27 protein-coding genes are annotated in these 26,434 nt (G+C 69.0%); 8 read left to right on the forward strand and 19 right to left on the reverse strand.

The window, feature by feature from the left end:
- The first annotated feature begins 136 nt into the window (after window positions 1-136).
- Window positions 137-784 (forward strand): precorrin-2 dehydrogenase/sirohydrochlorin ferrochelatase family protein, encoded by a 648-nt coding sequence (locus ACTF4R_RS04045; RefSeq protein WP_440006428.1) that lies wholly within the window; start codon window positions 137-139, stop codon window positions 782-784.
- Here ACTF4R_RS04045 and ACTF4R_RS04050 read toward each other — a convergent pair.
- The 5 genes from ACTF4R_RS04050 to ACTF4R_RS04070 are packed head-to-tail and all read right to left on the reverse strand — an operon-like array spanning window position 781 to window position 4,705.
- Window positions 781-1,854 (reverse strand): anthranilate phosphoribosyltransferase, encoded by a 1,074-nt coding sequence (locus tag ACTF4R_RS04050; RefSeq protein WP_440006430.1) that lies wholly within the window; start codon window positions 1,852-1,854, stop codon window positions 781-783. The two genes, ACTF4R_RS04045 and ACTF4R_RS04050, sit on opposite strands and share 4 nt — an antisense overlap.
- Entirely contained in the window at window positions 1,851-2,669 is an 819-nt protein-coding gene (gene cobA / locus ACTF4R_RS04055; RefSeq protein WP_440006432.1) for a uroporphyrinogen-III C-methyltransferase, read from the reverse strand. Before cobA ends, ACTF4R_RS04050 begins: the two co-directional genes overlap by 4 nt.
- Before the next feature lie 2 nt (window positions 2,670-2,671).
- Complete coding sequence (locus ACTF4R_RS04060; protein WP_440006434.1) at window positions 2,672-3,712, reverse strand: DR2241 family protein; 1,041 nt, start codon at window positions 3,710-3,712, stop codon at window positions 2,672-2,674.
- Window positions 3,693-4,505, reverse strand: coding sequence for a CbiX/SirB N-terminal domain-containing protein (locus ACTF4R_RS04065; RefSeq protein ID WP_440006436.1), 813 nt, complete (start codon window positions 4,503-4,505; stop codon window positions 3,693-3,695). Before ACTF4R_RS04065 ends, ACTF4R_RS04060 begins: the two co-directional genes overlap by 20 nt.
- Entirely contained in the window at window positions 4,505-4,705 is a 201-nt protein-coding gene (locus ACTF4R_RS04070) for a hypothetical protein (protein ID WP_440006438.1), read from the reverse strand. The genes ACTF4R_RS04065 and ACTF4R_RS04070 overlap by 1 nt, the downstream gene beginning before the upstream one ends.
- A gap of 254 nt (window positions 4,706-4,959) precedes the next feature.
- Between ACTF4R_RS04070 and ACTF4R_RS04075 the strand changes: the two genes are divergently transcribed.
- From ACTF4R_RS04075 to ACTF4R_RS04095, 5 genes are all read left to right on the forward strand, one after another.
- Complete coding sequence (locus tag ACTF4R_RS04075; protein ID WP_440006439.1) at window positions 4,960-5,331, forward strand: DUF8134 family protein; 372 nt, start codon at window positions 4,960-4,962, stop codon at window positions 5,329-5,331.
- A gap of 124 nt (window positions 5,332-5,455) precedes the next feature.
- The gene (locus ACTF4R_RS04080; RefSeq protein ID WP_440006440.1) at window positions 5,456-7,237 is read left to right on the forward strand and encodes a nitrite/sulfite reductase; all 1,782 of its coding nucleotides are present in this window, start codon (window positions 5,456-5,458) and stop codon (window positions 7,235-7,237) included.
- A 1-nt stretch (window position 7,238) separates the two neighbouring features.
- A complete protein-coding gene (locus ACTF4R_RS04085; protein ID WP_440006442.1) occupies window positions 7,239-7,514 on the forward strand; it encodes a DUF6360 family protein in 276 nt (91 codons plus the stop codon).
- A gap of 741 nt (window positions 7,515-8,255) precedes the next feature.
- Window positions 8,256-8,645, forward strand: coding sequence for a DUF5805 domain-containing protein (locus tag ACTF4R_RS04090; RefSeq protein WP_440006444.1), 390 nt, complete (start codon window positions 8,256-8,258; stop codon window positions 8,643-8,645).
- Entirely contained in the window at window positions 8,635-9,696 is a 1,062-nt protein-coding gene (locus ACTF4R_RS04095; protein ID WP_440006446.1) for a tyrosine-type recombinase/integrase, read from the forward strand. Before ACTF4R_RS04090 ends, ACTF4R_RS04095 begins: the two co-directional genes overlap by 11 nt.
- Window positions 9,697-9,925: 229 nt before the next feature.
- Here the strand turns inward: ACTF4R_RS04095 and ACTF4R_RS04100 are convergent, their stop codons facing one another.
- Both ACTF4R_RS04100 and ACTF4R_RS04105 read right to left on the reverse strand, forming a co-directional pair.
- Window positions 9,926-10,525, reverse strand: a complete 600-nt coding sequence (locus ACTF4R_RS04100) for a DUF5789 family protein (protein WP_440006448.1) — start codon at window positions 10,523-10,525, stop codon at window positions 9,926-9,928.
- A 459-nt stretch (window positions 10,526-10,984) separates the two neighbouring features.
- Window positions 10,985-11,581 (reverse strand): DJ-1/PfpI family protein, encoded by a 597-nt coding sequence (locus tag ACTF4R_RS04105; RefSeq protein ID WP_440006450.1) that lies wholly within the window; start codon window positions 11,579-11,581, stop codon window positions 10,985-10,987.
- 144 nt (window positions 11,582-11,725) lie between these two features.
- Here ACTF4R_RS04105 and ACTF4R_RS04110 point away from each other — a divergent pair, with 144 nt between their 5' ends.
- Window positions 11,726-12,460, forward strand: a complete 735-nt coding sequence (locus ACTF4R_RS04110; protein ID WP_440006452.1) for a dolichyl-phosphate hexose transferase — start codon at window positions 11,726-11,728, stop codon at window positions 12,458-12,460.
- Here the strand turns inward: ACTF4R_RS04110 and ACTF4R_RS04115 are convergent.
- From ACTF4R_RS04115 to ACTF4R_RS04135, 5 genes are all read right to left on the reverse strand, one after another.
- Window positions 12,432-14,618 carry a DUF7846 domain-containing protein gene (locus ACTF4R_RS04115; protein ID WP_440006453.1) on the reverse strand — a complete coding sequence of 729 codons (2,187 nt, stop codon included), beginning with the start codon at window positions 14,616-14,618 and terminating at the stop codon, window positions 12,432-12,434. The genes ACTF4R_RS04110 and ACTF4R_RS04115 overlap by 29 nt on opposite strands.
- A complete protein-coding gene (locus ACTF4R_RS04120) occupies window positions 14,618-15,796 on the reverse strand; it encodes an ABC transporter ATP-binding protein (RefSeq protein ID WP_440006455.1) in 1,179 nt (392 codons plus the stop codon). Before ACTF4R_RS04120 ends, ACTF4R_RS04115 begins: the two co-directional genes overlap by 1 nt.
- Window positions 15,786-17,387, reverse strand: a complete 1,602-nt coding sequence (locus ACTF4R_RS04125; RefSeq protein ID WP_440006456.1) for an ABC transporter permease — start codon at window positions 17,385-17,387, stop codon at window positions 15,786-15,788. Before ACTF4R_RS04125 ends, ACTF4R_RS04120 begins: the two co-directional genes overlap by 11 nt.
- Before the next feature lies 1 nt (window position 17,388).
- The gene (locus ACTF4R_RS04130; protein WP_440006458.1) at window positions 17,389-18,576 is read right to left on the reverse strand and encodes an extracellular solute-binding protein; all 1,188 of its coding nucleotides are present in this window, start codon (window positions 18,574-18,576) and stop codon (window positions 17,389-17,391) included.
- Window positions 18,577-18,700: 124 nt separating this feature from the next.
- Entirely contained in the window at window positions 18,701-19,858 is a 1,158-nt protein-coding gene (locus tag ACTF4R_RS04135) for an alpha-1 4-glucan-protein synthase (protein WP_440006460.1), read from the reverse strand.
- A 176-nt stretch (window positions 19,859-20,034) separates the two neighbouring features.
- Between ACTF4R_RS04135 and ACTF4R_RS04140 the strand changes: the two genes are divergently transcribed.
- Entirely contained in the window at window positions 20,035-21,678 is a 1,644-nt protein-coding gene (locus ACTF4R_RS04140) for an acetate--CoA ligase (RefSeq protein ID WP_440006462.1), read from the forward strand.
- 94 nt (window positions 21,679-21,772) lie between these two features.
- Here the strand turns inward: ACTF4R_RS04140 and yciH are convergent, their stop codons facing one another.
- From yciH to dps (ACTF4R_RS04175), 7 genes are all read right to left on the reverse strand, one after another.
- Window positions 21,773-22,078 carry a stress response translation initiation inhibitor YciH gene (yciH, locus tag ACTF4R_RS04145; protein WP_113275936.1) on the reverse strand — a complete coding sequence of 102 codons (306 nt, stop codon included), beginning with the start codon at window positions 22,076-22,078 and terminating at the stop codon, window positions 21,773-21,775.
- A gap of 97 nt (window positions 22,079-22,175) precedes the next feature.
- The gene (locus tag ACTF4R_RS04150) at window positions 22,176-22,868 is read right to left on the reverse strand and encodes a YqjF family protein (protein WP_440006463.1); all 693 of its coding nucleotides are present in this window, start codon (window positions 22,866-22,868) and stop codon (window positions 22,176-22,178) included.
- A 56-nt stretch (window positions 22,869-22,924) separates the two neighbouring features.
- A complete protein-coding gene (locus ACTF4R_RS04155) occupies window positions 22,925-24,073 on the reverse strand; it encodes a pyridoxal phosphate-dependent aminotransferase (RefSeq protein ID WP_440006465.1) in 1,149 nt (382 codons plus the stop codon).
- Between the two features lie 52 nt (window positions 24,074-24,125).
- Window positions 24,126-24,554, reverse strand: a complete 429-nt coding sequence (locus ACTF4R_RS04160) for a DCC1-like thiol-disulfide oxidoreductase family protein (protein ID WP_440006466.1) — start codon at window positions 24,552-24,554, stop codon at window positions 24,126-24,128.
- 48 nt (window positions 24,555-24,602) lie between these two features.
- Entirely contained in the window at window positions 24,603-24,965 is a 363-nt protein-coding gene (locus tag ACTF4R_RS04165; RefSeq protein ID WP_440006467.1) for a 2Fe-2S iron-sulfur cluster-binding protein, read from the reverse strand.
- A 38-nt stretch (window positions 24,966-25,003) separates the two neighbouring features.
- Window positions 25,004-25,663: a DNA protection during starvation protein gene (dps, locus tag ACTF4R_RS04170; RefSeq protein ID WP_440006469.1), complete on the reverse strand. Its 660-nt coding sequence runs from the start codon at window positions 25,661-25,663 to the stop codon at window positions 25,004-25,006.
- Between the two features lie 130 nt (window positions 25,664-25,793).
- A complete protein-coding gene (gene dps / locus ACTF4R_RS04175; protein ID WP_433630761.1) occupies window positions 25,794-26,423 on the reverse strand; it encodes a DNA protection during starvation protein in 630 nt (209 codons plus the stop codon).
- Window positions 26,424-26,434 lie beyond the last annotated feature (11 nt).

Raw genomic sequence — 26,434 nt, forward strand, 5'->3', positions numbered from 1 at the left:
AACTAGAGTAGGCGGTCGAGCCGCAGGAACCGACGACCGGAGTCGGCGTCGACGCGCCGGAGCGACTCGACTCGTTCGCCGCTCGGCCGTCCGCGAAGGGTGACGGTCAAGACCCCGCTCCGCGTACGCGGAGACGATGATTCCGCTCCTGCACGACTTCGAGGGCGAGCGAGTGCTCGTCTTCGGCGGCGGGTCGGTCGGCCTGCGGAAGGCGTGCCGGTTCGCCGGCGAGGCCGAGGTGGTGGTCGTCGCGCCGGCTTTCGACGAGCGCGTCCCGGCGGCGGAGATGGTCCGCGCCAGCCCCGCGGCCGACGAGGACGCCGGAACGTCGACGGTGGCGGAGTGGTTCGACCGGGTCGAACCGGCCCTGGCGGTCGCGGCGACCGACGACGCGGCGGTGAACGCGGCCGTCGAGCGAGCGGCCCGGGAGCGCGGGGTGCTCGTGAACCGCGCCGACGAGTCGGGCGAGCGCGACGCCGGCAGCGTCGTCGTCCCGGCGACGGTGCGAGACGGGTCGGTGGTCGCGTCGGTCGCGACCGGCGGGCTGAGCCCCGCGCTGAGCAAGCGTCTCCGGGAGCGCATCGAACCGGAACTCGACGGCGCGGGCCGGGTGGCCGAGGCGGCCGCCGAACTGCGAGGAGACCTGCGCGACCGTCCACCGGAAGAGCGACGTGACGCCCTCCGTGCAGTCGTCGACTCCGACCGCGTCTGGCGGGCGGCGCGCGAAGGAGAGGACGTCCGGGCGACGGCGGAACGGGTGGTAGAAGAAACGCTGGACGTCTAGTCGGCGCGTTCGGGAACGCGTTCGCCCGGGTCGAAGGCCCGGAGCGCGGCGAGGCGGTCGGCGGCGTCGCCGTCGGCGAGAACCTTCCGCGCGAGTTCGACGCCGTCTGTCAGCGTCTCGACGTCGCTCCGGGCGTACATCCGGAAGGCGGCGTTGACGGCGACCGCGTCGGCGAACGCGCCGTCTCGCTCGCCGGACAGGACCGCCTCGGTGATGCGAGCGGAGTCGGCGCGCACGTCGGTCACTTCGAGTGCGGCGGTGTCGCCGTCGAGACCGAGCGTCGCCGTCTCTATCTCGTCGTCGCGGAACTCGCCGTCCCAGTCGGCGAACCGGGTCGTGCCGGGGCGCACGTCGTCGTACCCCTCCAGTCCCTGGAACGCGACGACGCGGTCGACTGACTGGTCGCTCTCGCGGAGCGCGCCGACCAGTTTCTTCGCGAACGAGAGGTGGAAGAAGCTCCCGAGGTGGGCGTCGGCGTCCGCCGGGTTCGCCAGCGTCTCGACCGTGTTCACGAACGAGCGCACGCCGAGGTTCCTGCGGGCGGGGAGCAGGGCGTCGACGCCGGGGTTGGCCCGCGACTGCGGATAGAAGCCGAAGCCGACCTCGTCCACCATCGCCGCGCTCGCGGCGGGCGCGAGGTCCGTCTCGACGCCGAGTTCGTCGAGCACGTGGCGGTAGGCGACCCCCTCGCTTGCCGGAACGCGGTCGGCGCTGTGGACGACGACGGGCGTGCCGGCGGCCGCGGCGACGAGGCCCGACGCCACGCCGAGCAGAGCCGTGTCTGACTTGCCGTCGTAGTTCGCGCCGCAGTCCACGGGGTCGGCGTCCGGGCGCGCGACGTCGACCGAGCGCTCGCGCATGGCGTCGACGAAGCCGGCGAGTTCGGTCGGCGTGTTGCGCTTCCACCGGTTCGCCATCCAAAACGCGCCGAGCGTCTCCGGGGCGGGGTCGCCCGCCAGGATGCGCTCGAAGGCCTCCCGGGCCTGGTCGTAGCTCATGTCGTCGGCCGACCGCGGGCCGGAACCGACCGCTTCGGTGAGGAGGCGCTTCAGCGGCCACTCGCCCGTCATTCCGACCCCCTGTCCGATGCGGTGGCGTTCCACGGTCCAGCGCGCGCGGCGGTCGCACCTTCGAGGCAGTCGACGACCTGGTCGCGCACGCCGACCACGTCGCCGAAGACGGTCGCCGCCGGCGGTTCGACGCCGACCTCGCCGCTGCGCTCGGCGATGGTGCCGACCGTCCCGGTGACGGTGAACTCCTCGTCGCAGGTCGCCTGCTCGACCACCGCGGCCGGCGTCTCCGCCGGCACGCCGTGTTCGCGCAGCGCCCGGGCGTTGTCCGCCATGCGCCCGACGCCCATCAGGACGACGAGCGTGCCCCCGGCGACGACGCAGTCGGCGAGCGCCGACCAGTCGATGGCGCTCTCGTCCTTCGTCGGGTCCTCGTGGCCGGTGACGACCGTCAGGCTGGAGGCGTGCTCTCGGTGGGTCACCGGGATGCCGGCGACCTCCGGCGCGGCGATGGCGCTCGTGACCCCCGGTACCACCTCGAAGGGGATGCCTTCACGCGCGAGGTGTTCGGCCTCCTCGCCGCCCCGGCCGAAGACGGTCGGGTCGCCGCCTTTCAGCCGGACCACGTCGTTTCCCTCCCGGGCCTTGCGGACCATCAGGCGGTTTATCTCCTCCTGGGTCGTCCGCTCGCCGTTCGGGTCCTTTCCAACGTCGATACGTTCCGTCGCGTCGGCGTAGCGGTCGACGACGTCGTCGCCCACGAGCGCGTCGTGGAGGACGACGTCGGCGGTTTCGAGCACCCGTGCTGCCTTCACCGTCAGCAGTTCGGGGTCGCCCGGACCTGCGCCGACGAGGTACACCGTTCCCTGATACATAGTTAGCTCTCCTCGTTCGCGAAGCGCGTCTCGCGCAGGTAGCGTGCGCGGTAGCGGTTCGCGGGGTCGCTCACGTCGCCGGGGCGGACGCCCTCGACGCGGCCCTCGGCGGCCGCGTCCACGAGCGCCGACAGCTGCTCGTGCTCCCCCGACGTGAGCGTCAGTTCGCGCGTCGATTCCTCGTCCGTCGCCGCGAACTCCCGGGCCGCGGCGACGAACAGCGAGCAGGCCTCGCGACACGGGAACTCGCCGTCGCCGCGCGGCGCGTCCACGTCCGCGTCCGACGCTTCGTCCCACTCGCGGCGTTTCAGGCACTGCGAATCCGCACAGCAGGCGCGGGACGCCCGGTCCAGCGCGTCGCCGGAGAGGTCGTCCACGTCCGCGTAGATGCCCGTCTGTCGGTCGGCCGTCTCGCGCCAGTGAGTCACGTCGAGGTCGCCCTCTCGCTCGCGGTGCCAGTTGGCGACCGTCGCCGGGTAGAACCAGTCGACGGCCCGAACGCAGTCGTCGCCCGAGAGGTCCACCAGCGCCCACCCGGTCCGCAGCGTCGGCGCGGTCTTCAGCGGCCGGTACTCGCCCTCGGCGTCGTACTTCGCCAGTTCGCGCGCCTCGCGCGGGTCGGTCCGCTCGTCGAGGTCCGCGCGCTCGCTCTCGCGGTCGTCGACGTGGCGCAGTTCGTACCGGCGCTCGCCGTCCGCTCGCCGGACCGTCACCGCGAGCTGGCCCCACGTCCGCGTGACGCCGTCCGCGAGGGCGTCGTAGCGCGCGGGAACGGCGTCGTCCGGTTCCAGCCACCGGAGGAAGGCCCGGCGGTAGCCGCCGTGGCCCTCGACGACTCGCTCCCAGTGGTGCCAGTTGTCGACGTACGCCGCGTGGTCGCGGGCGACCGCGCGGAACTCGGCCTCCGTGAGACCGACGTGACGGTCCTCGGGCGTCTCGAACGCGAGTCCGGCGTCTCGGTCGTCTCGCGCGACCCGCAGGCCGTCGAACGCGACGCCGTCCGTGGCCGCCGCGAGGAGTTCCTCAACCTTCGAGTCGTTCATCGTCCACCTCCGCGCCGAGGTCCGCGGCGCGCTCGACCGCCACGTCCGCGACGAGCGGTTCCGTGCCGACCGCACCGGCGTACCAGACCTCCCGGCCATCGACCGTCGCCGGCACGTCGTAGTCGGCGTCGCCGCCCTCGCCCTCGGCGACCAGTCCCAGGTCCTCCGGGATGTCCTCGGTCGTGTGGTAGCCGTCCGCCACGAACAGCGGGACGACGACGAGCGACTCGCTGTCGAACTCGTCGTACAGGTCGTCGACGTACGGCGGTTCGTCCATGAACAGCGCCTGCACCTCCTCGAAGCGGTCGCGCTCGCGGATGCGGCGGACGTGGCGCTGGGTCGCGCGGGCGCTGTTCTCGTTGCGCTCGGTGCCGTGGCCGACGACCGCGACGCCGACGCCGTCGCCCACGTCCGGGTCGCCGGTCACGCGTTCTACGCGGCGGACGACGACGTCCGTCATCGCGTCGTGCGTCCCGACCGGCGGCGCGTAGCGAACCGGAAATCCGACGTCCAGGTGGCGGTCGTCGGTCAGTCGGAGTTCGCGAGGGAGCACCTGCTCGGTGAAGTACCCCTCGCTGACGAACAGGGGGACGACGTAGGCGGCGTCGCTCTCGACGGTGCGGAGCACCTCGGAAAGCGACGGCTCCTCCTTCCAGAACGCCGTCCGAACCTCGTCGAACGCGCTGCGTTCGCGGACGGCGTCCGCGTGGTCGAACACCGGACGGTCCGACCGGGGGTTCAGGTGGGAGCCGTGGCCGGCGAGCACGAGCGCCTGCGTCGTCCCCTCGCCCATCAGCGTTCGCCCTCCAGCGTCCTGTCGGAGTCGGTCGCGGCGTCGCGTTCCGATTCCGAACCCCCGCTGCGGTTCTCGGAGAGGTGCTCCCATATCTCCGTGCAGCCACCGCCGTCCGCGACGTCCTGAAGGTGTTCGGTGTCCGCCGCACGGTCGCTCGCCGACCGTCGACCGGACCGGTCGTCGGCGTTCTCGCTCATCGACTCACCTCTGGCGTCGGCGATGCGTCCGGCAGCCGGTCGTCCAGATACGGACGCTCCTCGTCAGGGGTCGTCTCAGTTCTCATCGACGTTTCGTAGAACGGAAACACGGATAAGGACGCCTCTACCCGTAAACGACGCCGTCGCTTCGAAATAGCGGCAAGACCGGTCGCAATCTCCGATGGCCCGAATTCGGCGAATCCCTTTCGAGCAGCGTCCGTTCGCCCGCGAGCGGCGAGAACGGCCGAATCTCCGTGACGAGCACCGCGGCGGTCGTTGCGAGCGACGACGCGCTCAGGTGGCTCCCCCGCGAAGCAGCGAGCGTGACTGTCTCCCTCCGACTTCTGGACGAAGGAGCCTGGGTGAGCGTGAACGACTCGCGGGTCGTCGGCAACAGCGACGTGTGGCGACTCGCCGACCACGCCGTCTGTGACTGCGAGACGGCCTTCTTCGTCGTCGAGGTGTTCACCGAGACGGCCGTCGACGCCCGCAGCGTCGACGTGCGCGCGGGCGGTCGCTGCATCGGCTGCGGCGAGAGCGCGACGACCGACTGGCTCACCGTCGGCCGCGTCGACGACGGCGCGTTCCGCCGCGTCGCGGTCGGCGGCGTCCACGTTCCGGGGTGATCGGTCGCTGTCGTCGGTTACCGTCGTCTCCGCGAGACCGCGAAAGAATTGCCGGTTTCGGGAAGTCAGGGAGAGGATTGACGGCAAGCGTGGGGGTATACCCGGCGACTCCCTAGTTGGCCTCATGCCGAGCGACGTCGAGAAGTGGAAAGACGAGGTGTACGGCGAGGAGATACGTGACCATCTCCGACGATTCGCCGAAGAGGGCTGGGAGGCCATCCCGGACGACGAACACGACGCGTGGTTCGAGCGGTTCAAGTGGTGGGGGCTGTACCACCAGCGCGACGGACAGGAGAGCTACTTCATGATGCGCATCGGGCCGCCGAGCGGCGTGCTCGACCCGGGTCAGTTGCGCGTCATCGGCGAGATAGCGCGCGACTACGCCACCGGCCCGGCCGCGAATCCCGAGTTCGGGAACGGCTACGCAGACGTGACCACCCGGCAGGCGGTCCAGCTCCACTGGATAAACATCGAAGACGTCCCCGAGATATGGGACCGACTGGAGGAGGCCGGTCTCTCGACGAAGCAGGCCTGTGGCGACTCGTGGCGCAACATCGTCGGCTGTCCCGTCGCCGGCAAGGACGAACGCGAGTTCGTCGACGCCCTGCCCGTCGTCGACGACCTCCAGGAGAACCTCAAGGGCAACCCCGACTACGCGAACCTGCCCCGGAAGTGGAAGGTGTCCGTCACGGGCTGCCGGGAGGGTTGCGGCCAGGGCGACATCAACGACGTGGGCATCGAGCCGGCGGAGAAGGAGATCGACGGCCAGCAGGTCCGCGGGTTCAACGTCCGCGTCGGCGGCGGTCTCGCGGGTCGGGAACCGCGGTTCGCCCGCGACATCGACGTGTTCGCCGAACCCGACGAAGTCGTCGACGTGCTGGGTGGCCTCTCCGGGCTGTTCCGCGACCACGGCAACCGCGACAACCGCCGGCGCGCCCGCATCAAGTTCCTCGTCGACGAGTGGGGGACCGAGAAGCTCCGGCGCGTCCTCCAGGACGACTACGTCGACTTCGAACTGAAGACGGCGGGGCGCGACCTCCGGGAGCAGTACTCCTACAACGCGGGCGTTCCGGAGGACCACGGCCACGCCGACCACGTCGGCGTCCACCGGCAGAACGACGGGAACTACTACGTCGGCCTGAACGTGCTCGTCGGCCGCGTCGGCGCGGAGGACTTGATAGAAATCGCCGACGTCGCCGAGAAGCACGGCTCCGGCGAGGCTCGGCTCACCCAGCGCCAGAACATTCTCCTGACGGACGTCCCCGAGGAGAACGTCGACGACCTCCTCGACGAGCCCGTCCTCGAGCACTACAGTCCGGACCCGCACCCCTTCCAGCGCGGCTCCATCGCCTGCACGGGCACGGAGTTCTGCTCGCTGTCCATCGTGGAGACGAAGAACCGACAGGTCCGGTTCTCGCGCTGGCTCGTCGACAACGTCGACCTGCCCGACGACGTGGAGAACTTCCACATCCACCTCTCGGGCTGTACGGCCTCCTGCGCCCAGCCCCAGATCGCGGACGTGAGCCTCCGCGGGATGAAGACGCGCAAGGACGGCGAACCGGTCGAGGCGCTCGACATCGGTCTCGGCGGCGGACTCGGCGAGAATCCGGCGTTCGCGGACTGGGTCCGCGAGCGCGTCGCGGTCGACGAGGTGCCCGGCGCGATACGGAACCTCGTCGAAGGGTACGCCGCCGAGCGGGGAGACGGCGAGACGTTCCGGGAGTTCGTCCAGGCTCGCGACGAGGAGACGCTGACCGAACTCGTAGAGCCGGAGGAGACCTCCTACGACGACCCGTACATGCACAACACCAAGAAGACGTGGTACCCGTACGCCGACGACGACGAGCCGGAGTCGAGTCCCGCGCCGAACAGCCCGGAGGACCAGCCCGTCTCGGGGGACGACTGAGATGGCCGACCGGGTGATGAGCGTCACCGCCTACACGACCTTCGACCTGCTCGACGCCGTCGCCGAGGGCCACGGCTGGACCGACGAGGCCGACGCCGTCCTGGACGTGAGCACGCCTCGCGTCGAGGACCCCGAGGTGGTGACGCTCCAGCTCGAACTCGACAACACGCAACTCGACGACTTGCCGGCCCACGCCGACACCGTGACGCTCTCCCCGGACCGCGCCCGCGAACTCGCCGCCGAACTCGAACGCTACGCCGACACGGTCGAATCCTGACCGTCGCGACTCCCCGCCGACGCCCCCGGCGTTGGATATAGCGGTATGTGATTTACGAGTCGCTCGTCGGACGGCGTCGTGACGTCGACCGACGACTCCGTCGCTCACCGGCACTCGTTTTTTGCCGGCATCGGACCGCCGACGACCGCTTCGTGCGAGAGACGGAACCGACGACCGGTCGTCGACACTCCATCGTCCACCCCGCCACACGTCGCCACACGGTCGACTACCAGACGACGCTCTTCACGCCAGCACGTAGCGGACTGCAGTCGCGTTCCGGAGAGCGCGCACGGTCGACGTTCGGGGGTGCCCCGACCGCCACCGGCCGAGGGAACGATTCCACGACCGTTCAACCGGGTGCGTGCTCGTGGCAACCGAGACAGCGAACTCACTCGCCCCCGCAAATGGAGTCGCCCGCGATTCGACCGATGCTTCCATCTCTCCCGGAGCCGTCGAGAGCCCTCTCACTTGCCGAGCGCCAGTGCCGACGCCTCGACCGCTGGCCTCGACCCCCCGCCGAGCGACGCGCAGTTCGGAATCGAACCGAATCTCCCCGACGACGACCGTCGTCGTCGCCGCCGAGTTATCAGCGTTACTGGTACTACGATGGGTGGTTAGATAGTGTCGCTCGCCGAGATAATAATCATATCCGGCCGCAGTTAGAGTACTAATTGAGGAGATAAGTTCGCTTATCACGATTCGTGGGACAAGTTGAAGTGGTGGGGGTGAGATGCCCCGTTCATGCCCGACGACGGGACGGACCGCGCTGTCGTGAAGACCTACGTGCCGAAGTACCAAAAATCCGAGTGGAAGGCCCACGCCGACGACCTCGACATGAGCCAGAGCGAGTTCGTCAGGACGATGGTACAGGCGGGACGACGGGGATTCGACCTCGGCTCTGCGGAACCCTCTGAAGGCGGTTCGAACCCTGGGGGTGACGGCCTCGAAGACGCCGTCCTCGACATCCTGGCCGACGAGCCGCTCTCGTGGGACGAGCTCGTCGAGCGACTGGCCGGGGACTTCGAGGACAGACTCGACGACGCGCTCGGCGACCTCCAGGACGAGAACCGCGTCCGGTACAGCGGACGCCACGGCGGGTACGTGCTCGTGGAGGCGAACGATGGCGAGTAGTCCGGCAGCGGGCGAGACGGACCCAGAGGACCCGGTGGGCTACTTCCTCCAGGACCTGGAGTTCCACGGCAAGAGCGAGCGCACTCGCGGGGCGTACGAACGCGTCCTCCGGGAGTTCGAGTCCTTCCTCGACGACCCCGACCGAAACCCCTCGGGGCGGGCCGTCGCACCCGGCGACGCGAGTCGACGGGAGTGCATGGCCTGGATTCACACGCTCCGCGGCGAGAACGCCGAGAGCACGGTCGCCACCTACGCCTCCTACCTGCACCGGTTCTACGCCTACATGACCCAGGTCGGCGCGTTCGACTCGAACCCGATGGCGCTCGTCGTCGAGGAGATGCACGAGTCCATCGACAAGGACCCGACGCGCCGCGAGATCTCGATTCCGCGGATGGCGGCGTTCGTCGACGGAATTCGCCATCCGCTGGAGCGCGCGCTCGTCGTCACGCTGCTGAAGACCGGGATGCGCGTCGGCGAACTCTGCAACCTCGACCTCCGGGACCTGAACCTCACCGACGAGGACGTGCGCACGGCGTACGAACTCGGCCAGCGCCCGCAACTGGACGGGAGACCGGACTCGCTGTACGTCGCAGCCGACGTCTCGCGCGGCGAGGTGGTCAACGGAGAGGAGCGCAGCGCCTCGAACAAGCGCAAGCGAGGGACCGTCGTCCCCGTGGACGACGAACTCCGGGCGACGCTGGTACGCTGGCTGGCGGTACGTCCGGACGCGCAGTCGCCCGCCGCCCCGCTGTTCGTCAGCACGAGCGGCGACTGGGGGTCCCGCGTCACGCCGAAGACCGTCCGACACGTCGTCGAACGCCACGCCCGGGAGGCAGGCTGGTACCGGACCGGCGGCGGCGCGGAGGAGAACGTCACGCCGCACTACTTTCGGCACTTCTTCACCACGCATCTCCGGGACCGGACCGGCGACCGGGGAATCGTCAAGTACCTCCGCGGCGACGTGGCGAGCGACATCATCGACACCTACACCCACAACTGGGGCGACCGGGTGCGTGAGGTGTACGAGGCGAACGTCTACTCGCTGCTGTAGTCCGAGACGGAACTCGTAAATCGTATTTCGCTATACTGAACTCGGTGTGGAAGGTTCCGACCGCCGCCATCCGCGCTGGAGAACTTCCGTTCGAACTCGGTGGGTGACGGACGTGGCGTGTCGAGTACGGGGTTCGTAGGGTCACCGAGGCCGTTCGGTCCGCGGTGCGAATCGTCCCTCCTAGATACCGACGGCCGTCATTTCTCACGGTCGGTCGCTGGTCGCCGGTCTATATGCCGAGCCACTCGTCGTTCCGAATCTGGTACCCGTTCGCCCGGCAGTACTTCGCCGCTTGCCGGCGTACCGCCCGGGACCCCGGAAGCTTCTCTTTGTCGCGGATGCGCTCGACGATCCAGTCGGTGATGGCCTGAATCCCTTCGTCGTCGTCGTCGGCGTCGATCGCTTTGAGTTCCCGAAGCGTCTTCTCGTAGGCTTCGCGCTGTGAGCCACGGAGATCAGCGTTCGGGAGCATCTCGCTGGCTTCCACGATCTGTTTCATGGCCGCGGCGACCGTCGGCCGCTGTACCCGCGCCCGGACGGAAGTGGGAGAGCGGAACGTCTCCTCGTCCGTGTCCGGTACCAGTTCCTCGACGGTGTACGTCCCGTCGTCCGATTCGACCTCGCGGTCGCCGACCGCCGCGACGACGTCGGTCCCCGTCGCCGGAAATTCCAGAGATTCGAGTTCCGTCTCGAAAGCGGTGAGTTCTGCCTCGTCGACCGGTGGTTCCGTTTCGTCTTTGCGTTCCAGTTCCTCGGCCATGTCGCGCTCTCGCTGGCGTCTTTCGTCGTCGTGCGCTTTCTTGTCTCGGCCATTCTTGTTGTCTGCCATCCCTCATTTTAGGGTCTCTAATCGGATAGTCCTATGGGCAGTGGGACGGGAGCTCTCGAACGTCGTCGGGAGACGTCGAAAACCGAATCCAGCGGATGCCCTCTTCGTGAAGCCCTGCCGAAGGTGTCGCTCGACCTCGGAGGAGCCGACCCGCTGCGGAACAGCGCGGACTGTGAGACGAATCGGCTGTCTTCCCCCTCGCGGATCGAACGCGGGTACTGTCGCGGTGGCGTCGCGAGCGCGAAATCCGCCAGTTCACCGTCAACGTGGCCGAAGCCGTCGGTCGGACGGCGTCTCGCACGCGCCGCATGAATCGTATTACGCTATATCAAATTTCGGGCGCGGTCGAGCGCCGAACGTTCGGAGAGACGCCCGGAGAGAGCACCGCAGTCGCGTTCGGAGGGGTTGGCCCACGCACGGACCGGACGGCGACGCCGGCGCGGCGAAACGGAGTCGCGGTCAGTCCTGGGCCGCCTCGGCCGGCTGGCCGTGTTCTATCTCGGTTCCGAGTACGTCGAGGAACTGGGCGATCCACTCGACGTGGTCGCCCCAGTCGCGGCCGGTGACGAGGTTGCCGTCGGTCGTGACGCCGTCGTAGTACTCGCCGCCGGCGTCCTCCACGTCGTGCTGGAGGGCAGGATACGCCGAACAGGTCCGGCCCTCGACGACGTCGGCCGCGGCGAGAATCTGTGCGGCGTGGCAGATGGCCGCGATGGGTTTGTCCGCCTCGTCGAAGTGACGGACCACGTCGAGGACCTCGTCGTAGGTCCGGAGGTACTCCGGCGCGCGACCGCCGGGGAGAACGAGTCCGTCGTACTCCGCCGGGTCCACGTCGTCGAGCGACGCCGTCAGCGCGAAGTCGTGGCCGCGGGACTCGACGTACGTCTGGTCGCCGCGGAAGTCGTGGACCGCCGTCTTGACCGTCTCGTCGCTCCCCTTCTCCGGACAGACGGCGTCCACCTCGTGGCCCACCGCCTGGAGCGCCTGGAACGGTACCATGATCTCGTAGTCCTCGCCGAAGTCGCCGACTATCATCAGCAGTTGCTTGCCGGGCATGCCGGACGGACGTACGTGAGACGGTAGCATATACGTGGCGGTGGCCGAATCGCGAGAATCGACGGACGGACGACGACGGCCGGAGCGACGCCGCGTTCCGTCGAATCTGAACGCTCAAGTTCGCCGGGGAGCTACCGACTGCCAATGAGCGACCCGCAGAAGCACGAGGGCTTCACGTTCGACGACGTGAGCGTCGTGATGGGGACGTACAACGAGGAGGAGGCTATCGATGCAGTGCTCTCGGACGTGGAGCGCGTGACGGACGGGCGGGCCGAGATCGTGTGCGTCGACGGTTCCACGGACCGGACGCCGGAGATAGCTCGGGAGCACGGCGCGCGGGTCATCCGCCAGGAGCCGGAGGGGTACGGCGTCGCGGTACGAGCGGCGCTGCTGGCGGCCGAACGTCCGGTCGTCGTCACTACCGACTGCGACGACACCTACCCGATGGAGCAGTTGCCGGCGTTCCTCGACGCCATAAACGAGGGGTACGACGTGGTCAGCGGCGACCGGCTCTACTACGGCGCGCAGGCGATGCCGGAACTGAACCGCTGGGGGAACCGGGCGTTCGCGGCGCTGGCGAGTCTACTGCTCGGCGAACGCGTCCACGACACGACGACCGGGATGCGCGCCTACCGGAAGGAGGTCTTCGAGCACATCTCGTGGACGGAGAACACCGGCCTCTCGGCGGAACTGCTCGTCAGGCCGCTCGTGCGCGGGTACCGCGTCAAGGAGATTCCCATCGCGTACGACGAGCGGCTGGGGGAGACGAAACTCGACCCCCTCTCCGGCGGCGCCGCCATCGCGAAGTCCATCGCCAAGGTCGCACTCCAGGAGCGACTCCGGCGCATCGTCAGGGGTCCGTCTCCACCGTCGCGTTGACGAAGGTACCGTCCAGCGTCGTCTCGCCCGGCAGGTAGGTTCCCTCGCGCCCGCAGTGGACCGTCAGCCGGCAGAGCCGTTCCTCCGGGGGCCAGAGCGTCCGAACCGTCCCGTTCGCCGCCAGCATCGACGCCTCCTGTCGGTAGGTGAACGTCGACCCGCCGGGCTGGACGACGGTCACGGCCAGCGACACCCTCTCCGCGCCGTCGACGGGCACGCGCGCCCGTCCCGTCTCCGTGAGGTTTGCGCCGACGGCGTCGACGACCCGGGCTCCGTCGGGCGTGACGACCCACGTCAGCGTCGCGCGGTCGTCGCCGGTTCGGGTCAGCGAGTAGGTCGCCACCCGGTCGCCGGCTTCGAGTCGGACGTTGACGCCGCGGGTGTCGTCGGGAATCCCTACGGTCGTCGTCACGCGAACGCGCTCGCCCTCCCGGACGCGGAGACGCTGGAGCGCGGGCGTCACCGTCGCGTCGGCGGCCGGCGACCACCGTCCGCGGTAGGTGTACCGGTAGAGCTTCCGGTCGTCGTAGGCGTCGACGATGCGGAAATCGCCCGCCGCATCGCGATTCTGGGCGTACACCACGTCGCCGTGCAGCGACGGGTCGTTCCGCAACGCCTGGAACGGATGGTTGAGCCAGACGCCGTACGGCGTCGGAACGAACACGAGGGCGTTCGAGAGGTCGCGTCGCTCGAACGGCTGGTAGGCCGCGGCGTGCTTCTCCGAGAGGTCCGCGTTGGCCGCGACGGGCCGCGAGACAGCGCGCTGCTCGGCGACGGCGACGACGGGCGCGGCGACTAACAACAGCGCGAGGAGGACGGCCCGGGCCTGCGAGCGGTCGAGGCGAGCGCGAACGAGCCGGCGGGCGCGAGACGCGAGGGCCACGGCCCCGCTGGCAGCGAACGCCGAGAGGGGGAGCAGCAGGTCGAAGTGGTAGAACGGACCGAACAGCGCGATGAAGCCGTCCCCGGGGTTGTCCAGTTCCGCGAGGACGTTGAGATTCCCCCAGAAGTAGACGTTGCCGGCGACGAATGAGAGGAGGAGGCCGGCGAAGACGGCCCGGAGTTCGAGGTCCGAGAGGCCGGGACGGCCGGTCGTTCCGGGGCCGGACCGCGCGGCTCTCGAGCGCGAGACGAACGCTCCGAGGCCGGCGGCAGCGAGGAGCGTGCCGAGGGGCGCGGCGACGGTCCATCTGGCGGCGAACGACCACAGCACGCGGGCGTTCGCCCGGAGCGCGAGCAGCGGCGTGTAGTTGCGCTCGTACCCGAGCAGTTCGCGGCGACCGAAGCCGAGGCCGTCGTGCGGCGCGAACGCGGCGTAGGGGAACCGGAGCGGCGACCCGGTGACGTGCCAGTTGTACGCGAGCGTGACCCCGACCCAGGCGAGCCCCAGCGCCGAGACGACGGCGTAGCGGCCCGCGATTCGGCGGAACGTTGGGGAGCCGAACAGCGACGAGGGATTGCGAAGCGAGCGGTCGGCCGGCCGCGCGCGGGCGAGTTCCAGCAGGGCGTGCGCGGCGAAGGGAACGACGAACAGGACCGCCGTGTACGGCCGGGCGAAGAACGCGAGACCGACGAAGCAACCGGCGAGTGCGGCCCACCGGTGGTCGTCCAGGCGGACCGCCCGGACGTACGCGGCGGCGAACGCGAGGTTCAGCATCGTCGTCGGCGCGTACGGGAGGAAGGTGGCGGACGTGACGAGGAAGAGCGGCGTCCCGAGCAGAGCGACTCCGGCCAGCAGGCCGGTTCGGGTGTCGAAGGCGTCGCGGGTCAGCGCGACGACGAGCGCGGCGTTGGCGGCGGCGACGCCGGCGAGCGCGTAGCGGTAGCTTCCGGCGAGTTTCCCGAGCGCGAAGACGGCGGCCGGGACGGGGGTGTACTTCGAGTACATGCGGTCGCCGTCGACGACGAAGAACCAGGGACGGAAGGCGTCGGGAAACGGCGTCCGGAGGAACAGCCGACCGTCGAGCAACATGGCGGCCTGCTGGAGGTAGACGCCCTCGTCGTGGTTGACCGAGAGGTAGGGGAAGACGGTGGTCGAGAGCCAGAGGACGACGACGGCCGCGGGCAGGCCGACCGCGAGGGGAACGGCGACTGCGCGGAGGGTGCGGTCGACGCGCGGTCGGCCGGTCGGCTCCCTGAGCGCGCGCCGTAGGTTCATCAGTCGGCTTCGGGGGCGCGAGCCTGGGTCTCGCGCTGGCCGCGGGGGAACCACGCGAGGTCGTGGTCCGCGGCGAGTTCGACGTTCACGGGCGTGTCGAGCGGAATCTGCCGGTCGTGGTTGTGCATGCACTGGAGCACGTCGGCGTCGTCGTCATCGTCGCCGGCGTCGAGTTCGACCCGGTAGAGCACGGTCGGGCCGAGGTACCGCCGGTAGGTGACGCGGCCGTCCGCCGCGTCGGCGTCGGCGGGGACCGCTTCCAGGTCGTCCGGGCGGACGAGCACGTCGACGCGAGTCTTGTCGTACTGGCTCGCGAGGCCGTGAATCTGGTCGCGCGGGATGGGCCCGACGCCGGTCAGCACCTCGTCGCCGTCGACGTACCCCGAGAGGAAGCCGGCGTGGCCGAGGAAGGAGGCGACGAACCGCGACTCCGGATGCTGAAACACCTGTTCCGGCGCACCGACCTGCTCTATCTCGCCGCCGTTCATCACGGCGACTCGGTCGCTGATGGACATCGCCTCCTCCTGGTCGTGGGTGACGGAGACGGCGGTCACCCCCGCTTCCTTCAGGATGCGTCGCACCTCCTCGCGCATCTCGACGCGAAGGTCGACGTCGAGGTTCGAGAACGGTTCGTCCAGCAGGAGGATGTCGGGTTCGGGCGCGAGCGAGCGCGCGAGCGCGACCCGCTGCTGCTGGCCGCCCGACAGTTCGTCGGGGTAGCTGTCGCGGTGACTCTGGAGGCCGACGAGGTCGAACATCTCGTCGACGCGGCGTTCGCGTTCCGCATCGGAGACGTCCGTCAGCCCGAACGCGACGTTCTCCTCGGCCGTCAGGTGGGGGAACAGCGCGAACTCCTGGAAGACGACGCCGATGCCGCGCTGCTCGGGAGCGACGAACGAGCCGTTCCCGGCGACGGCGCTGCCGTTCAGCACCACCTCGCCGCCGTCCGGGCGTTCGAGACCGGCGACGAGCCGCAGGGTCGTCGTCTTGCCACAGCCGGAGGGGCCGAGCAGGGTCAGTATCTCTCCGTCGCGAACGGACAGCGAGAGGTCGTCGATGACGCGCGGTCCGCCGCCGTAGCGTTTGACCACGTCGTGGAGTTCGAGCACCGTCTCGCTCGACGGGCGGTCGTCGGTCGGTACGTTCTCGGGGCCGCTTGCGAGTTGACTATCTGACATCGTATCCCTCCCGTGAGAGTATCACGAGCATCGAGAGTCCGGAGACGACCAGCAGGACGAGCGCGGGCACCGCGGCCGCGCCGAAGTGGCCCGCCTTCTGCGCCTGCCAGATGAACGTCGACAGCGTGTCGAAGCCGATGGGCCGCAACAGCAGGGTCGCCGGCAGTTCCTTCATCGTCGTCAGGAAGACGAGCGCCGCCCCGCCGAGGAGGCCCGGCGCGATGAGAGGCAGCGTGACCGCCCGGAACGCACCGACCGTGGTGCGGCCGAGCGTCCGGGCCGCCTCCGGCAACTGCGGGTTCACCGTCAGGAACGACGCCCGCGTCGACCCGACCGACTGGGGCAGAAAGCGGACGACGTAGGCGAACACCAGCAGCGGGACGGTCTTGTACAGCGGCGTGGCGTAGCGGTTGCCGAAGTACACGAGCGCCAGTCCCAGGACGACCCCCGGCACCGCGTAGCCGACGTACGAGAGGCGCTCGTACGCGTCGGTGAGCACGGAGTCGTGACGGGCGGCGAGGTACGCGACCGGCAGGCCGGCCAGCGTCGCGGCCAGCGCCGCCAGGGCGGCGACGTAGACGGAGTTGGTGACGTACTGCCACTCGAACTCGAGCGTCGTGGCGTACTCGGAACCGCCGCCGACCAGCCACAGCGCGAGGATGGCGAGCGGTACCGCGAGCGCCAGACCGGCGACGAGCGCGGGGACCGCCATCGCGGGCCACCGCCAGCGGCCGAGTCGCACCCGGTCGTCCGCCCGGCCGCTCTGCCGACCGGCGTCGCGCTCCTCGCCCCGGATGCGGGACTCGACGGCGAGGATGACCAGCGTCCCCGCGACCAGGACGAGCGAGAGCAGGGAGGCGTAGTCCCGGCCTATCTGCTGTTCGACGTAGATGACGCGAGTGAACACGTCGAACTGCATGATAGCCGGCGTGCCGAAGTCCGACAGCGCGTACAGTGCGACCAGCAGGCTCCCGGCCGCGATGGCGGGCTGGACCTGCGGGAGCGTGACGCGCTTGAACGCGTCCCAGCGCGAGTGGTCGAGCGTGCGCGCGGCTTCGACCAGCGTCGTGTCCAGGGACTTCAGCGAGGCTCGCGTCGTGATGTAGACGTAGGGGTAGGTGTACAGCGTCAGTACGAGCAGTGCACCCTCGAAGCCGTAGACGGCCGGCAGCGACTCGACGCCGAAGGGTGCGAGTAGCTGCTGGAGTTCGCCGCGGGGACCGAACGCCGAGACGAACGCGAACGCGCCGATGTAGCTCGGGATGACCAGCGGGAGCGACACCGCGACGGTCCAGAACCGCCGGAACGGCAGGTCGGTCCGGACGGTCAGGTACGCCAGCGGCACCGCGAGCAGAATCGACGCGCCCGTGACGCCGACGACCAGCAGCGCGCTGTTGAGAAGCACCTGGACGGTGCGCGAACTGGTCAGCAGTTCCAGGGCGCGGGCCTGCCCCACGCCCGCGGCCATGCCGACGAGCCACAGGAGCGGTAGCAGGACGGCGGCCGACACCGCACCACCGAGCAGGACGAGGCCCAGGGGTAGCTCGCGCAGCCCCGAACGCCCGCTCGTCCGCTCGGTTTCGGCGTTCATGTCAGAGGAGTCCGACCTCTCGAAGGATGTCGAGCGTCGGTTTCAGCTTCGAGAGCTGGCCGAGGTCGAGGTCGGCCGGCGGTTCGAGTTCGTCGATGGTCGGCAGGCGGCCGAGCGGCTCGACTTCGGGAATCAGCGGATACTCGTAGGTCTTCACGGCGAAGTACTCCTGGGCCTCGGCCGAGAGCAGGTGGCGGACGAAGTTCGACGCCAGTTGCTGCTTGCCGGTCGTGTTCACCACGGCCGCACCCGCGACGTTGAACATCGACCCCGCGTCGTTCTTCGTGAACGCGGTGCCGATGGAGGCGTTCTCGTTCCCGGCGAGTACGCGCTGGATGTAGTAGTGGTTCGTGAACCCCGCCTTGATTTCGCCGCGGGCGACCGCCTGCGCGACGAGGAACTCGTCGGAGTAGTTCTTGACGATCTTCTCGCGCTTCATCGCCTGGAGCCACTGCTTGGTCTTCTGCCGGCCGTTCAACAGGCGCATCGCGGTGACGAACGCCTGGAACGAACCGTAGGAGGGTGCCCACCCCATCTTGCCGTCGAACTTCTTCTGGTTCGGGAACGCGAAGATGTCGTTCGGAATCGCGCCCTCGTCGAACGCGTTCGTGTTGAACGGAACGGACCGCGCGCGCCCGGAGGTACCGACCCACTCGCCCTGGGGGTCGCGGAACCGCTCGTCGACCATCGTCAACACGTCCTTCGGGAGCTTCGCCGTTCGACCGGCCTCCGAGAGCATCCCCAGCGACCCCGCGTTGACGGAGTAGAACACGTCGGCAGGGCTGTTTTTCCCCTCGGTCTGGATCTGCTGGACGAGTTCGGTCGAGCCGCCGTACTGCGTCTTGACCTCGAAGCCGTCGTAGAGGTTCTCGATGAATCCGATGAGTTCGCCGACGAGCGCCTGTCCGCGCCCCGAGTAGAGAGTTAGCTTGCCCTTCAGGTCCGGCATCTCCTGCATCGACGTGCCGCCGGGTGGCCCGCGGTTGCCGAACGGCGACCGTCCCGAGCCTATCTGGCCCGCGACGTCGGTGCTGTTGTTTCCGCCCCCACCACCACCGCCGTCGTTGCCGTCCATCAGTCCGCCGAGACAGCCGGCCGTCGCGCCGACGGCACCGGCACCAACTGCGGCCAGAAACCGGCGGCGACCCCCGTCGTTGCCTTCGTAGCCAGCGGAGTCGCGTCGCTCCATATCATAGATTAGGCCGGCCTAAAGCGCTTATACCTACCGGTTTATTCCGTGGACCGGACGGGACCGAGGTCGTCGTGGCGGGGGCCGTCGCGAGAAGCGACGTGGACCGCGCGTCGCTCCGGACCTAGTCGTCGGCCGGGACCGGTTCGCGGGCGGCGTCGAGTTCGTCGAGGCAGGCGAGCCAGTCCACCATGTGCTCGCCGACGTAGTTGAGGAACGCGCCGTTCTCGTACTCGTCGTAGTCGCCGTCGGCGAGCGTGGCCGCCATCGCCGCGTACGCCTCGGCGAACGAGTCCGCCTCCTCGCCGTCTCCCGCGACGAGCGTCCAGAGGTGCTCGTTCAGTTCCAGGCCGGCGACCTCGTTGCTGAGGTCGCCGAACGTCGAGCGCGGGGCCTTGTCGTGTCGGCAGAGCGGCGCGCCGTTGACGATCTGCTTGCCGAGCACGTCGCAGGCGCGCTTGAGGAAGACGCCGCTCCAGATGTCGTCGAACCGCCCCACGTCCCAGGGGTTGTCGTCCATCGGCAACTGGTAGAACGCGGGGACGACCTCCCGGCGGAACGCGAGGTTCATCGAGCAGACCGTGAGGTAGTTCCCCGGCGCGGCGACGAAGTTCTCGCCGTAGTCCGCCGGGGACGTGCGCGTCTGGGCCTGTCCCCGGAGGTCGCCGTCCATCAGGATGCGGACGGCGTCGAGGTCGGGCACGTTCGTCCAGAGGCCCTGCGAGGCGACCACGTCGCCGACGCAGGTCTGCTCCGTCGCCGTCTCCTCGTCCATCGCCGAGTAGGGGTAGCCCCGGGGGTAGAGGCCGTGCTCGTCGGCGTTCTGGTAGAGGACGTTCACCCAGTTCTCGTCGGAGGACACTCGCTCGATCTCCCCCTCGTACCGGAGGTTCCGGAGGTGGCGACCGAAGTAGTCCACGCCCGGCAGGGGACGGGTGTCGTCGTCGACGAAGACGCCGTACTCGAAGTCGCCCGCCCAGAGGTACAGCAGCCCGAAACTGGTCTGGGCGTGGCTGGCCTCGGGGACCAGATGGTCGTACTCCGCGACGCCGCGCTCGTCGAACCACCGTTCGCGGCGGGGACCGTCGAACACCCCACCCGAGACGGCGAGGTCGTCGAGCATCGCCTCCATCGCGTCGGTGTCGCAGAACGATTCGGTGACCAGCACGAAGTGCAGGCGGTCGGTGTCGAAGCCGTGGTCGCGGGCGTTTCCGACGTAGTCGCGCACGCACTCCGGTTCCCGGATGGTCGGTACGACGACGCAGATGTCCTCCTCGCTCATCTCTCTCGGTACGTGATGGTTTAGGCTACCCTAAAAGGTTGTCTGTTCCGCCTCGACGTCCCGCCCCCGAACGTCCCCGTGACCGCCGTCGTCCCCGGGCCGCGCCGGTCGGGGGAGTCAACTTCCTTATACGTCTCGATAAATCCAAATAATCGAAGGTACACGTTTCCTCCGTCATGGAGATCGATTATCAGCGCGAACGCGAGTCGTTCCAGTGGGAGATTCCGGACGACTACGCCATCCCGGCGGTCGTCGAGGACCACGCAGACGCCTTCGGCGACCGACTCGCCGTGCGATTCCGGGACGAAGCGGGCCGCGAGGAAGAGCGCACCTACGCCGACCTGCGCGACGACGCGAACCGGTTCGCCAACGCCCTCGAAGCGCTGGGCGTCGGCGAGGGCGACCGCGTGATGCATCTCCTGCCGCGCGACCCGGACGTGTTCGCGGTGCAACTCGGCGCGCTGGCTCGCGGCGCGATTCTCGTCCCCTCCTCGGCCATGCTGAAACCGAAGGACATCGCCTTCCGCGCGAACGACTGCGACGCGACGACGATGGTGTGTCACGCCGACCTGACCGACATGGTCGAGGACGTCGTGGCGGAGACGCCGCTCGACACCTTCGTCGTGCTGGGCGACGACGAGACCGACGGGAGCGAACGCGCGGCGGACTGGCGGTCCTTCTCGGACCTGCTCGACGGCGCGGCCGCCGACCACGACGGTCCCGACCTGTCGGCGTCGGACCCGATGTCCATCAACTACACCAGCGGAACGACCGGCCAGCCCAAGCCCGTGCTCCACCGCCACCGCTGGATGCACTGCTTCGAGCGCGTCAACGGACGCTACTGGTGGGGCGTCGACCGCGACACCGACTTCTCGGACGAACTACTGTGGGCGACGACCGGCACGGGGTGGGCGAAGTGGTTCTGGAGCCCCGTCGGCGTCGCGCTGACGACCGGCGCGCCGCAGTTCCTCTACGCCGGCGAGTTCGACGCGGAGACGTTCCTCGACCTCCTGGAGGAGGAGGGCGTGACCCGCCTCTGTGCCGTCCCGACCCAGTACCGGATGTTCGCCCAGCAGCCCGACCTCGACGCGTACGACCTCTCGCTCACGGAGGCGGTGTCGGCCGGCGAACCGCTCAACCGCGAGCCCATCCAGGCGTTCGAGGAGGCGTTCGGCGTCACCCCGCGAGACGGCTACGGCCAGACCGAGACGGTCGCGCTCGTGACGAACTACCCCGACATCGACGTGAAGCCCGGCAGCATGGGCAAACCCGTGCCGGGCATCGACGTGACGCTGCTCGACGACGACGACGAGGCGGTCGAACCGGGCGACATCGGCGAGATAGCGGTGCCGGTCGACAGCCCCGCCATCTTCGACGGCTACTTCGAGAAGCCCCACCTGGACGAGCGGACGTTCGCCGGCGACTACTACCGGACCGGCGACCTCGCCTCCCGCGACGAGGACGGCTACTTCTTCTTCGAGGGCCGGGCCGACGACATCATCATCTCCTCGGGCTACCGCATCGGCCCGTTCGAGGTGGAGGACGCCCTCGTCGGCCACGAGGCCGTCACCGAGGCGGCCGCGGTCGCCAGCCCGCACGAGGAGCGCGGGAACGTCGTCAAGGCGTACGTCGTGCTCGCCGAGGGCCGCGAGGGCGGCGACGAACTCGTCGAAGAGCTACAGGAGTACATGAAAGCGGAGACTGCGCCGTACAAGTACCCCCGCCGGGTCGAGTTCGTCGACGAACTGCCCAAGACGTCCAGCGGGAAGATCCGCCGCGTCGAACTCCGGGACCGCGAGGAGTCGAAGTTCGGCGAGTGAGCCGTGAGCGTCGGGCTCCGACGGACGCAGGGCAGCGGCTACCGCCGGCAGAAGAGAAACGCCCGCCTCGTCCGGAATCCCCGCCCGTTCCGCGCTACTCGACCGTGAATCCCTTGTCGGTCAGTATCTCCCGAACGCGGTCGCGGTGGTCCCCCTGGAGTTCTATCTCGTCGTCGTCGTTCACCGTCCCCCCGCTGGCGACCTTGCTCTTCAACTCGGACGCGAGGTCGCCGACGTCGACGTCGTTCGGGTCGAGACCCGTGACGATGGTGACCGGCTTGTCGTACCGGCGTTTCTCCGTTCGTATCGTGATTCGTTGCTCCGTCCGCCCGAGGTCTTCTTCGATACCGAGTTCCTCCGGCAGTCCCGTGATGGAGCTAAGGTCGTCGTCCTCTGGCACAGCAGTACTCGTACGCCGTCGAGACGTTTTACGTTGTCCCCCCTCGCAACGCTGACGAGTCGGACGACCAGGCGTCGCCCTCGGGACGGTCGAGTCGCTACTCCAGGTGGCGACTGGGCGACGCCAGCGTGTCGACTCCCGGACTGTAGTAGAACACGGCGTCGCCCGCGGGACGGTCGAAGCCGTTGGCGCGAAAGAGGTCCTCGGCGTCGACGGTCGCCTCCGCGTCGTACAGCGGCCATCGTTCGTGGGCCACGGTCGTGTAGCGTATCGACCCGTCCTGTGCCTCGGTGAAGAGGCAGTGACGCTCGGTGAGGAACTCGGCCAGCGACCCCGGGTCGGACCGGAACTGCTCGCCGGTCGGCCGATACGTGGCCGAGACGCGGACCGGGCGCGAACCCGGATGGCGGCGGCGGCTCTCGAAGCGGACCTCCCCGTCCGCGACCGAGAGGTCGATGTCGGCGTAGTAGTACGGCAGGTGGTGGGAGAGGCGCGCGCCGAGCACGCTCAGGAGACCGTCGGCGTCGAGGTTGAAGAAGTAGATGCCTGGCTCGCCGTCGCAGGTGACGTACGTTCGGAGGTTGAGTTCCGGGAGACGTCGACCGAGCCGTTTCGGGGTCAGCCTCGGGCGGACGTTGACGTTCGTGAACGGGACGACGGAGAGCCACGCCTGGCCGTCCCGTGTCTGGACGTCCAGCGCGTCGGGAACCTGTCTGGCGACCAGTTCGGGGTCGACGGACCAGTTGGCGAACAGGACGTGTCGCCAGTCCAGGTGGAGCGACGGGAGCACGGGGACGGCTACGTTCCGGCGGCAGGTAACCGTACTCCCCGCACGGAGTCGACCCGTCAGAGCGAGTCGAGCACGTCGCCGAACGCGTCCAGTCCCGCGCGGGCCGCCGAGGGGTCGCGACCGAGGCTCAGCCGGAACCGGTCGGCGTCGGCGAAAAAGCGCCCGGGAACGACGAGGACGCCCGCCTCCCACGCCGCCTCGGCGATTTCGTCGCCGTCCGCGGACTCGTGGGCGAGGAAGCCGTACGTGCAACCGGGCGCGACGAAGCCGTGGAGGTCGTCGCGGTCTGCGACGAAGGAGGCGAGCAGGTCGTGGTTCTCGGCGATGCGTGCGCGCGAGTCGCCGTCGAGACGACCGGCGTCAGCGTCGGCGGGGGCCTCGCTCCGCCGGCGCTCGTCGTGGAGCGCGCGACGCGCGAGCGCCACGCTCGGTCCGGCGACGCCCGGGACGTGGAACCCGACCGACCGCGCGCGCTCGACGAACGACTCGTCGGCGACGAGCCACCCGACCTGCAGCGAGCCGAGTCCGTGGAACTTCGTCAGCGAGTTCGTCACGACGGCGTTCGGCAGGTCGGCCGCGGTCGGACCGCCGAGCGGGCCGTCGCCGCGCTCCCCGTCGAACGGCGCGTACACCTCGTCGACGAGCAGGGGGACTCCGGCGTCTTCCGCGACGCGACTCGCGGCGGTAAGCGTCTCGCGGTCCGACAGTCGACCGCTCGGGTTGTGGCGGTTCGTCACCGTGATACACCGGGTCGCGTCCGTGACGGCGCCGGCGATGCGGTCCGGGTCGAGCGCGTAGTCGTCGTCCGGCGTGCGGCGGAAGCGGTCGACGGTCGCGCCGAACCCCTGGGGAGTCGCCGTCAGCGGTTCGTACCCCGGCTTCTCGACGAGCACGCGCTCGCGTCGCGACTCCTCGTCGTCGTCCGCCGCTTCCTCATCGCCGTCGAACGCCGCGGCGACCGCGAGGAAGTTGGCGTGGGTCGCGCCCGCCGTGACGAGGACGTTCTCGGTGCCGACGCCGTACGCGTCCGCGAGCAGGGCGTCGAGGCCGACGTCGGACGGCGGGGCGGGGAGGTCCTCGAGCGCCGGCGGGACGACGCCCTCTCCCTCCGGTCGTCTCCGGCGCAGGTCGCTCGACCCGAGGTCGTGGTCCGCCCGCTCGGGGCGACCCGTTATCCATTCGAGGTACTCGATGTCGGGGAACACGACGAGAGATAGGCGGACCCCGCGTTTAGTTCTCCGGGCTCCGGCAGTGTCATTACCCGCGGACCTTCACGGTGTGTCCGGCGTTCGCGACGAGCTCGTCGAACGCGGCGTCGGCGTTCTCGGCCAGCGGATAGGTCCCGTGGTAGGGGTCGGGGTCGCCGTCCACGCCCGTCACGGTCCGGATGGCGTCCGCGACGGACTCGTAGTTCTCGCCGACGATGTCCTGAACGAGCGTCGGCATCCCGGCGCGGTCACAGAGTTCGCGGGCGGCCTCGCGGCCGACGTACACCGTCCCGGTCCGGCGGTCGGCGAGGACGAGCGCGAACGGCGTTTCGCCGAACTGCGCCCGGAGGAACGTCTGGGCGGCGTCGTCCTCCCACGATATCGCGCCGACGTCCCGGAGTCGCCGGAGCGCGGAGGCGGCCGCCGAGCAGAACGGACAGTCCCCGTCGAAGACGAGCACGGCGTCGTAGTCGCTCATGGACGTAGATACGGGCTCCCGGAGCATAAGCGTCCGCGGTCGACGCGTTCAGCGCTTGGAGTTGCCCGGCGGCCTGTCGTGGGCGGCGCGGTGGTCGAGCATCTCCTCGTACTGGCAGGCCCGAATCGTCAGGTCCGAGCGCGGTTTCGCGGTGCAGGGAAGAATCAGGTTCGCGTCCTCGTCCTCCTCGAAGTAGCGGCGGGCGTCGGACTGGTCGACCTCGCCGGAGAGGAGTTCGGCGGCGCAGGTCGTACACCAACCCTGCTGGCAGTCGGCGGGGAGCCAGACGCCCTCGGAACGCGCGGCGGCGAGGACGTACTCGTCTTCGGGGACGTCGATGGTCACCGTCTCGCCGGCCTGGTCGACGTCACAGTCCTCCGGCACCTCGATGTCGACGGAGTAACTACTCACGGGAGAGGATACCAACCAAAAACGGATGAGCGTGTCGTTTACGCCGAGTCGTTGATGCGGTTGTTCGTCGAGTACGGCGCCTCGCCGGGTTCGCCGCGGACGAAGTGGCCGGCCGGGTTTATCTCGCCGTCGCGCTCCATGCTGAGGAGTTCGACGAACCACGCCTCGTGTTCTATCTCCTCCTGCAGGATGCGGCTGGCCATGTCGTAGGTGCGCGGGTCCTTCCCCTGGGTCATGTCGCAGATTTCGCTCCACGTGCGGATGGCGCACCGCTCGGCCTCCAGCAGGACCTCGAGGACGCCTTCGGCGTCGAGGTTCGAGAGGTCCGGTTCCTCTCCCTCGTGGGGCACCGGCAACTCCGCGTGCGGGCAGGAGGCCCGTCCCATGAACTCGCCGATGTCGTAGGGAAGGTGTCCCCCGAGTTCGTACACCCGAGGGGCGACCAGTTCGAAGTGTGCGCGGTCTTCGAGGCGGGCGTCCTCCGTTATCTCCTTGTAGTCCTCGTGACCGGCGAGGTGCATCCGGAGGTTCGTGTAGTAGTAGTACGTCGAGAACTCGGCACCGATAGCGTCGACGAGTCGCTCCCGGAGTTCCTCTGGGTCGAGCCCCCGGTCGCGAAGCGTCTCCATCCCCACTCGTTTGTCGGTACTTCCCGGTTCGACGCTTCCTGAACCGTGTCGTCGTTCGTCGTCTGCCATTTTGGTTCCCCCCGACCACGCGAACGGTTAACGAACCCTTAACGTTTCTTGCCAGTTCGGGAGCAGGAGTTGCGACTCGACGAGGGGGTCGTCGGAGCGTCTCGCTCGAAAAGGAACGGCGGTCGTCGCGTTACGCCGAGTCGTTGAACCGGTTGTTCGTCGAGTACGGCGCGTCGCCGGGTTCGCCGCGGACGAAGTGGCCGGCCGGATTGACCTCGTCGTCGCGCTCCTTGCTGAGGAGTTCGATGAACCACGCCTCGTGATCGATCTCCTCGTTGAGGATGCGCTGGGCCATGTCGTAGGTGCGCGGGTCGCATCCCTCGGTCATGTCACAGACCTCGGCCCACGTGCGGATGGCACAGCGTTCGGCCTCCAGCAGAACTTCGAGTATGTTCTCCGGCGTCGGGTCGTCCGGCAGTTCGGCGTCCGGACAGGACGCGCGGTCCGCGAAGTCGCGGATGTCGGTCGGCAGTTTGCCGCCGAGTTCGAAGACCCGCGGGAAGACGAGTTCGAAGTGCGCGCGGTCTTCGAGACGGGCGTCCTCCGTTATCTCCTTGTAATCCTCCTCGCCGGCGAGATAGCAGCGGAGGTTGGTGTAGTAGTAGTATGTGGTGAACTCCGCGCCGATGGCGTCGACGAGCTTCTCGCAGATTTCGTCGGGGTCGCCGCCGCGCTCGCGGACGAACTCCTTCCCGACTCGCTTGCTCGTATCACCCGGTGCGATGCTTCCCGAGGCGTGCTGCTTTTCTTCGTCAGACATAGTTTTACCCT

It is taken from the genome of Halomicrococcus pelagicus, assembly GCF_051917725.1.
Taxonomy (GTDB): domain Archaea; phylum Halobacteriota; class Halobacteria; order Halobacteriales; family Haladaptataceae; genus Halomicrococcus.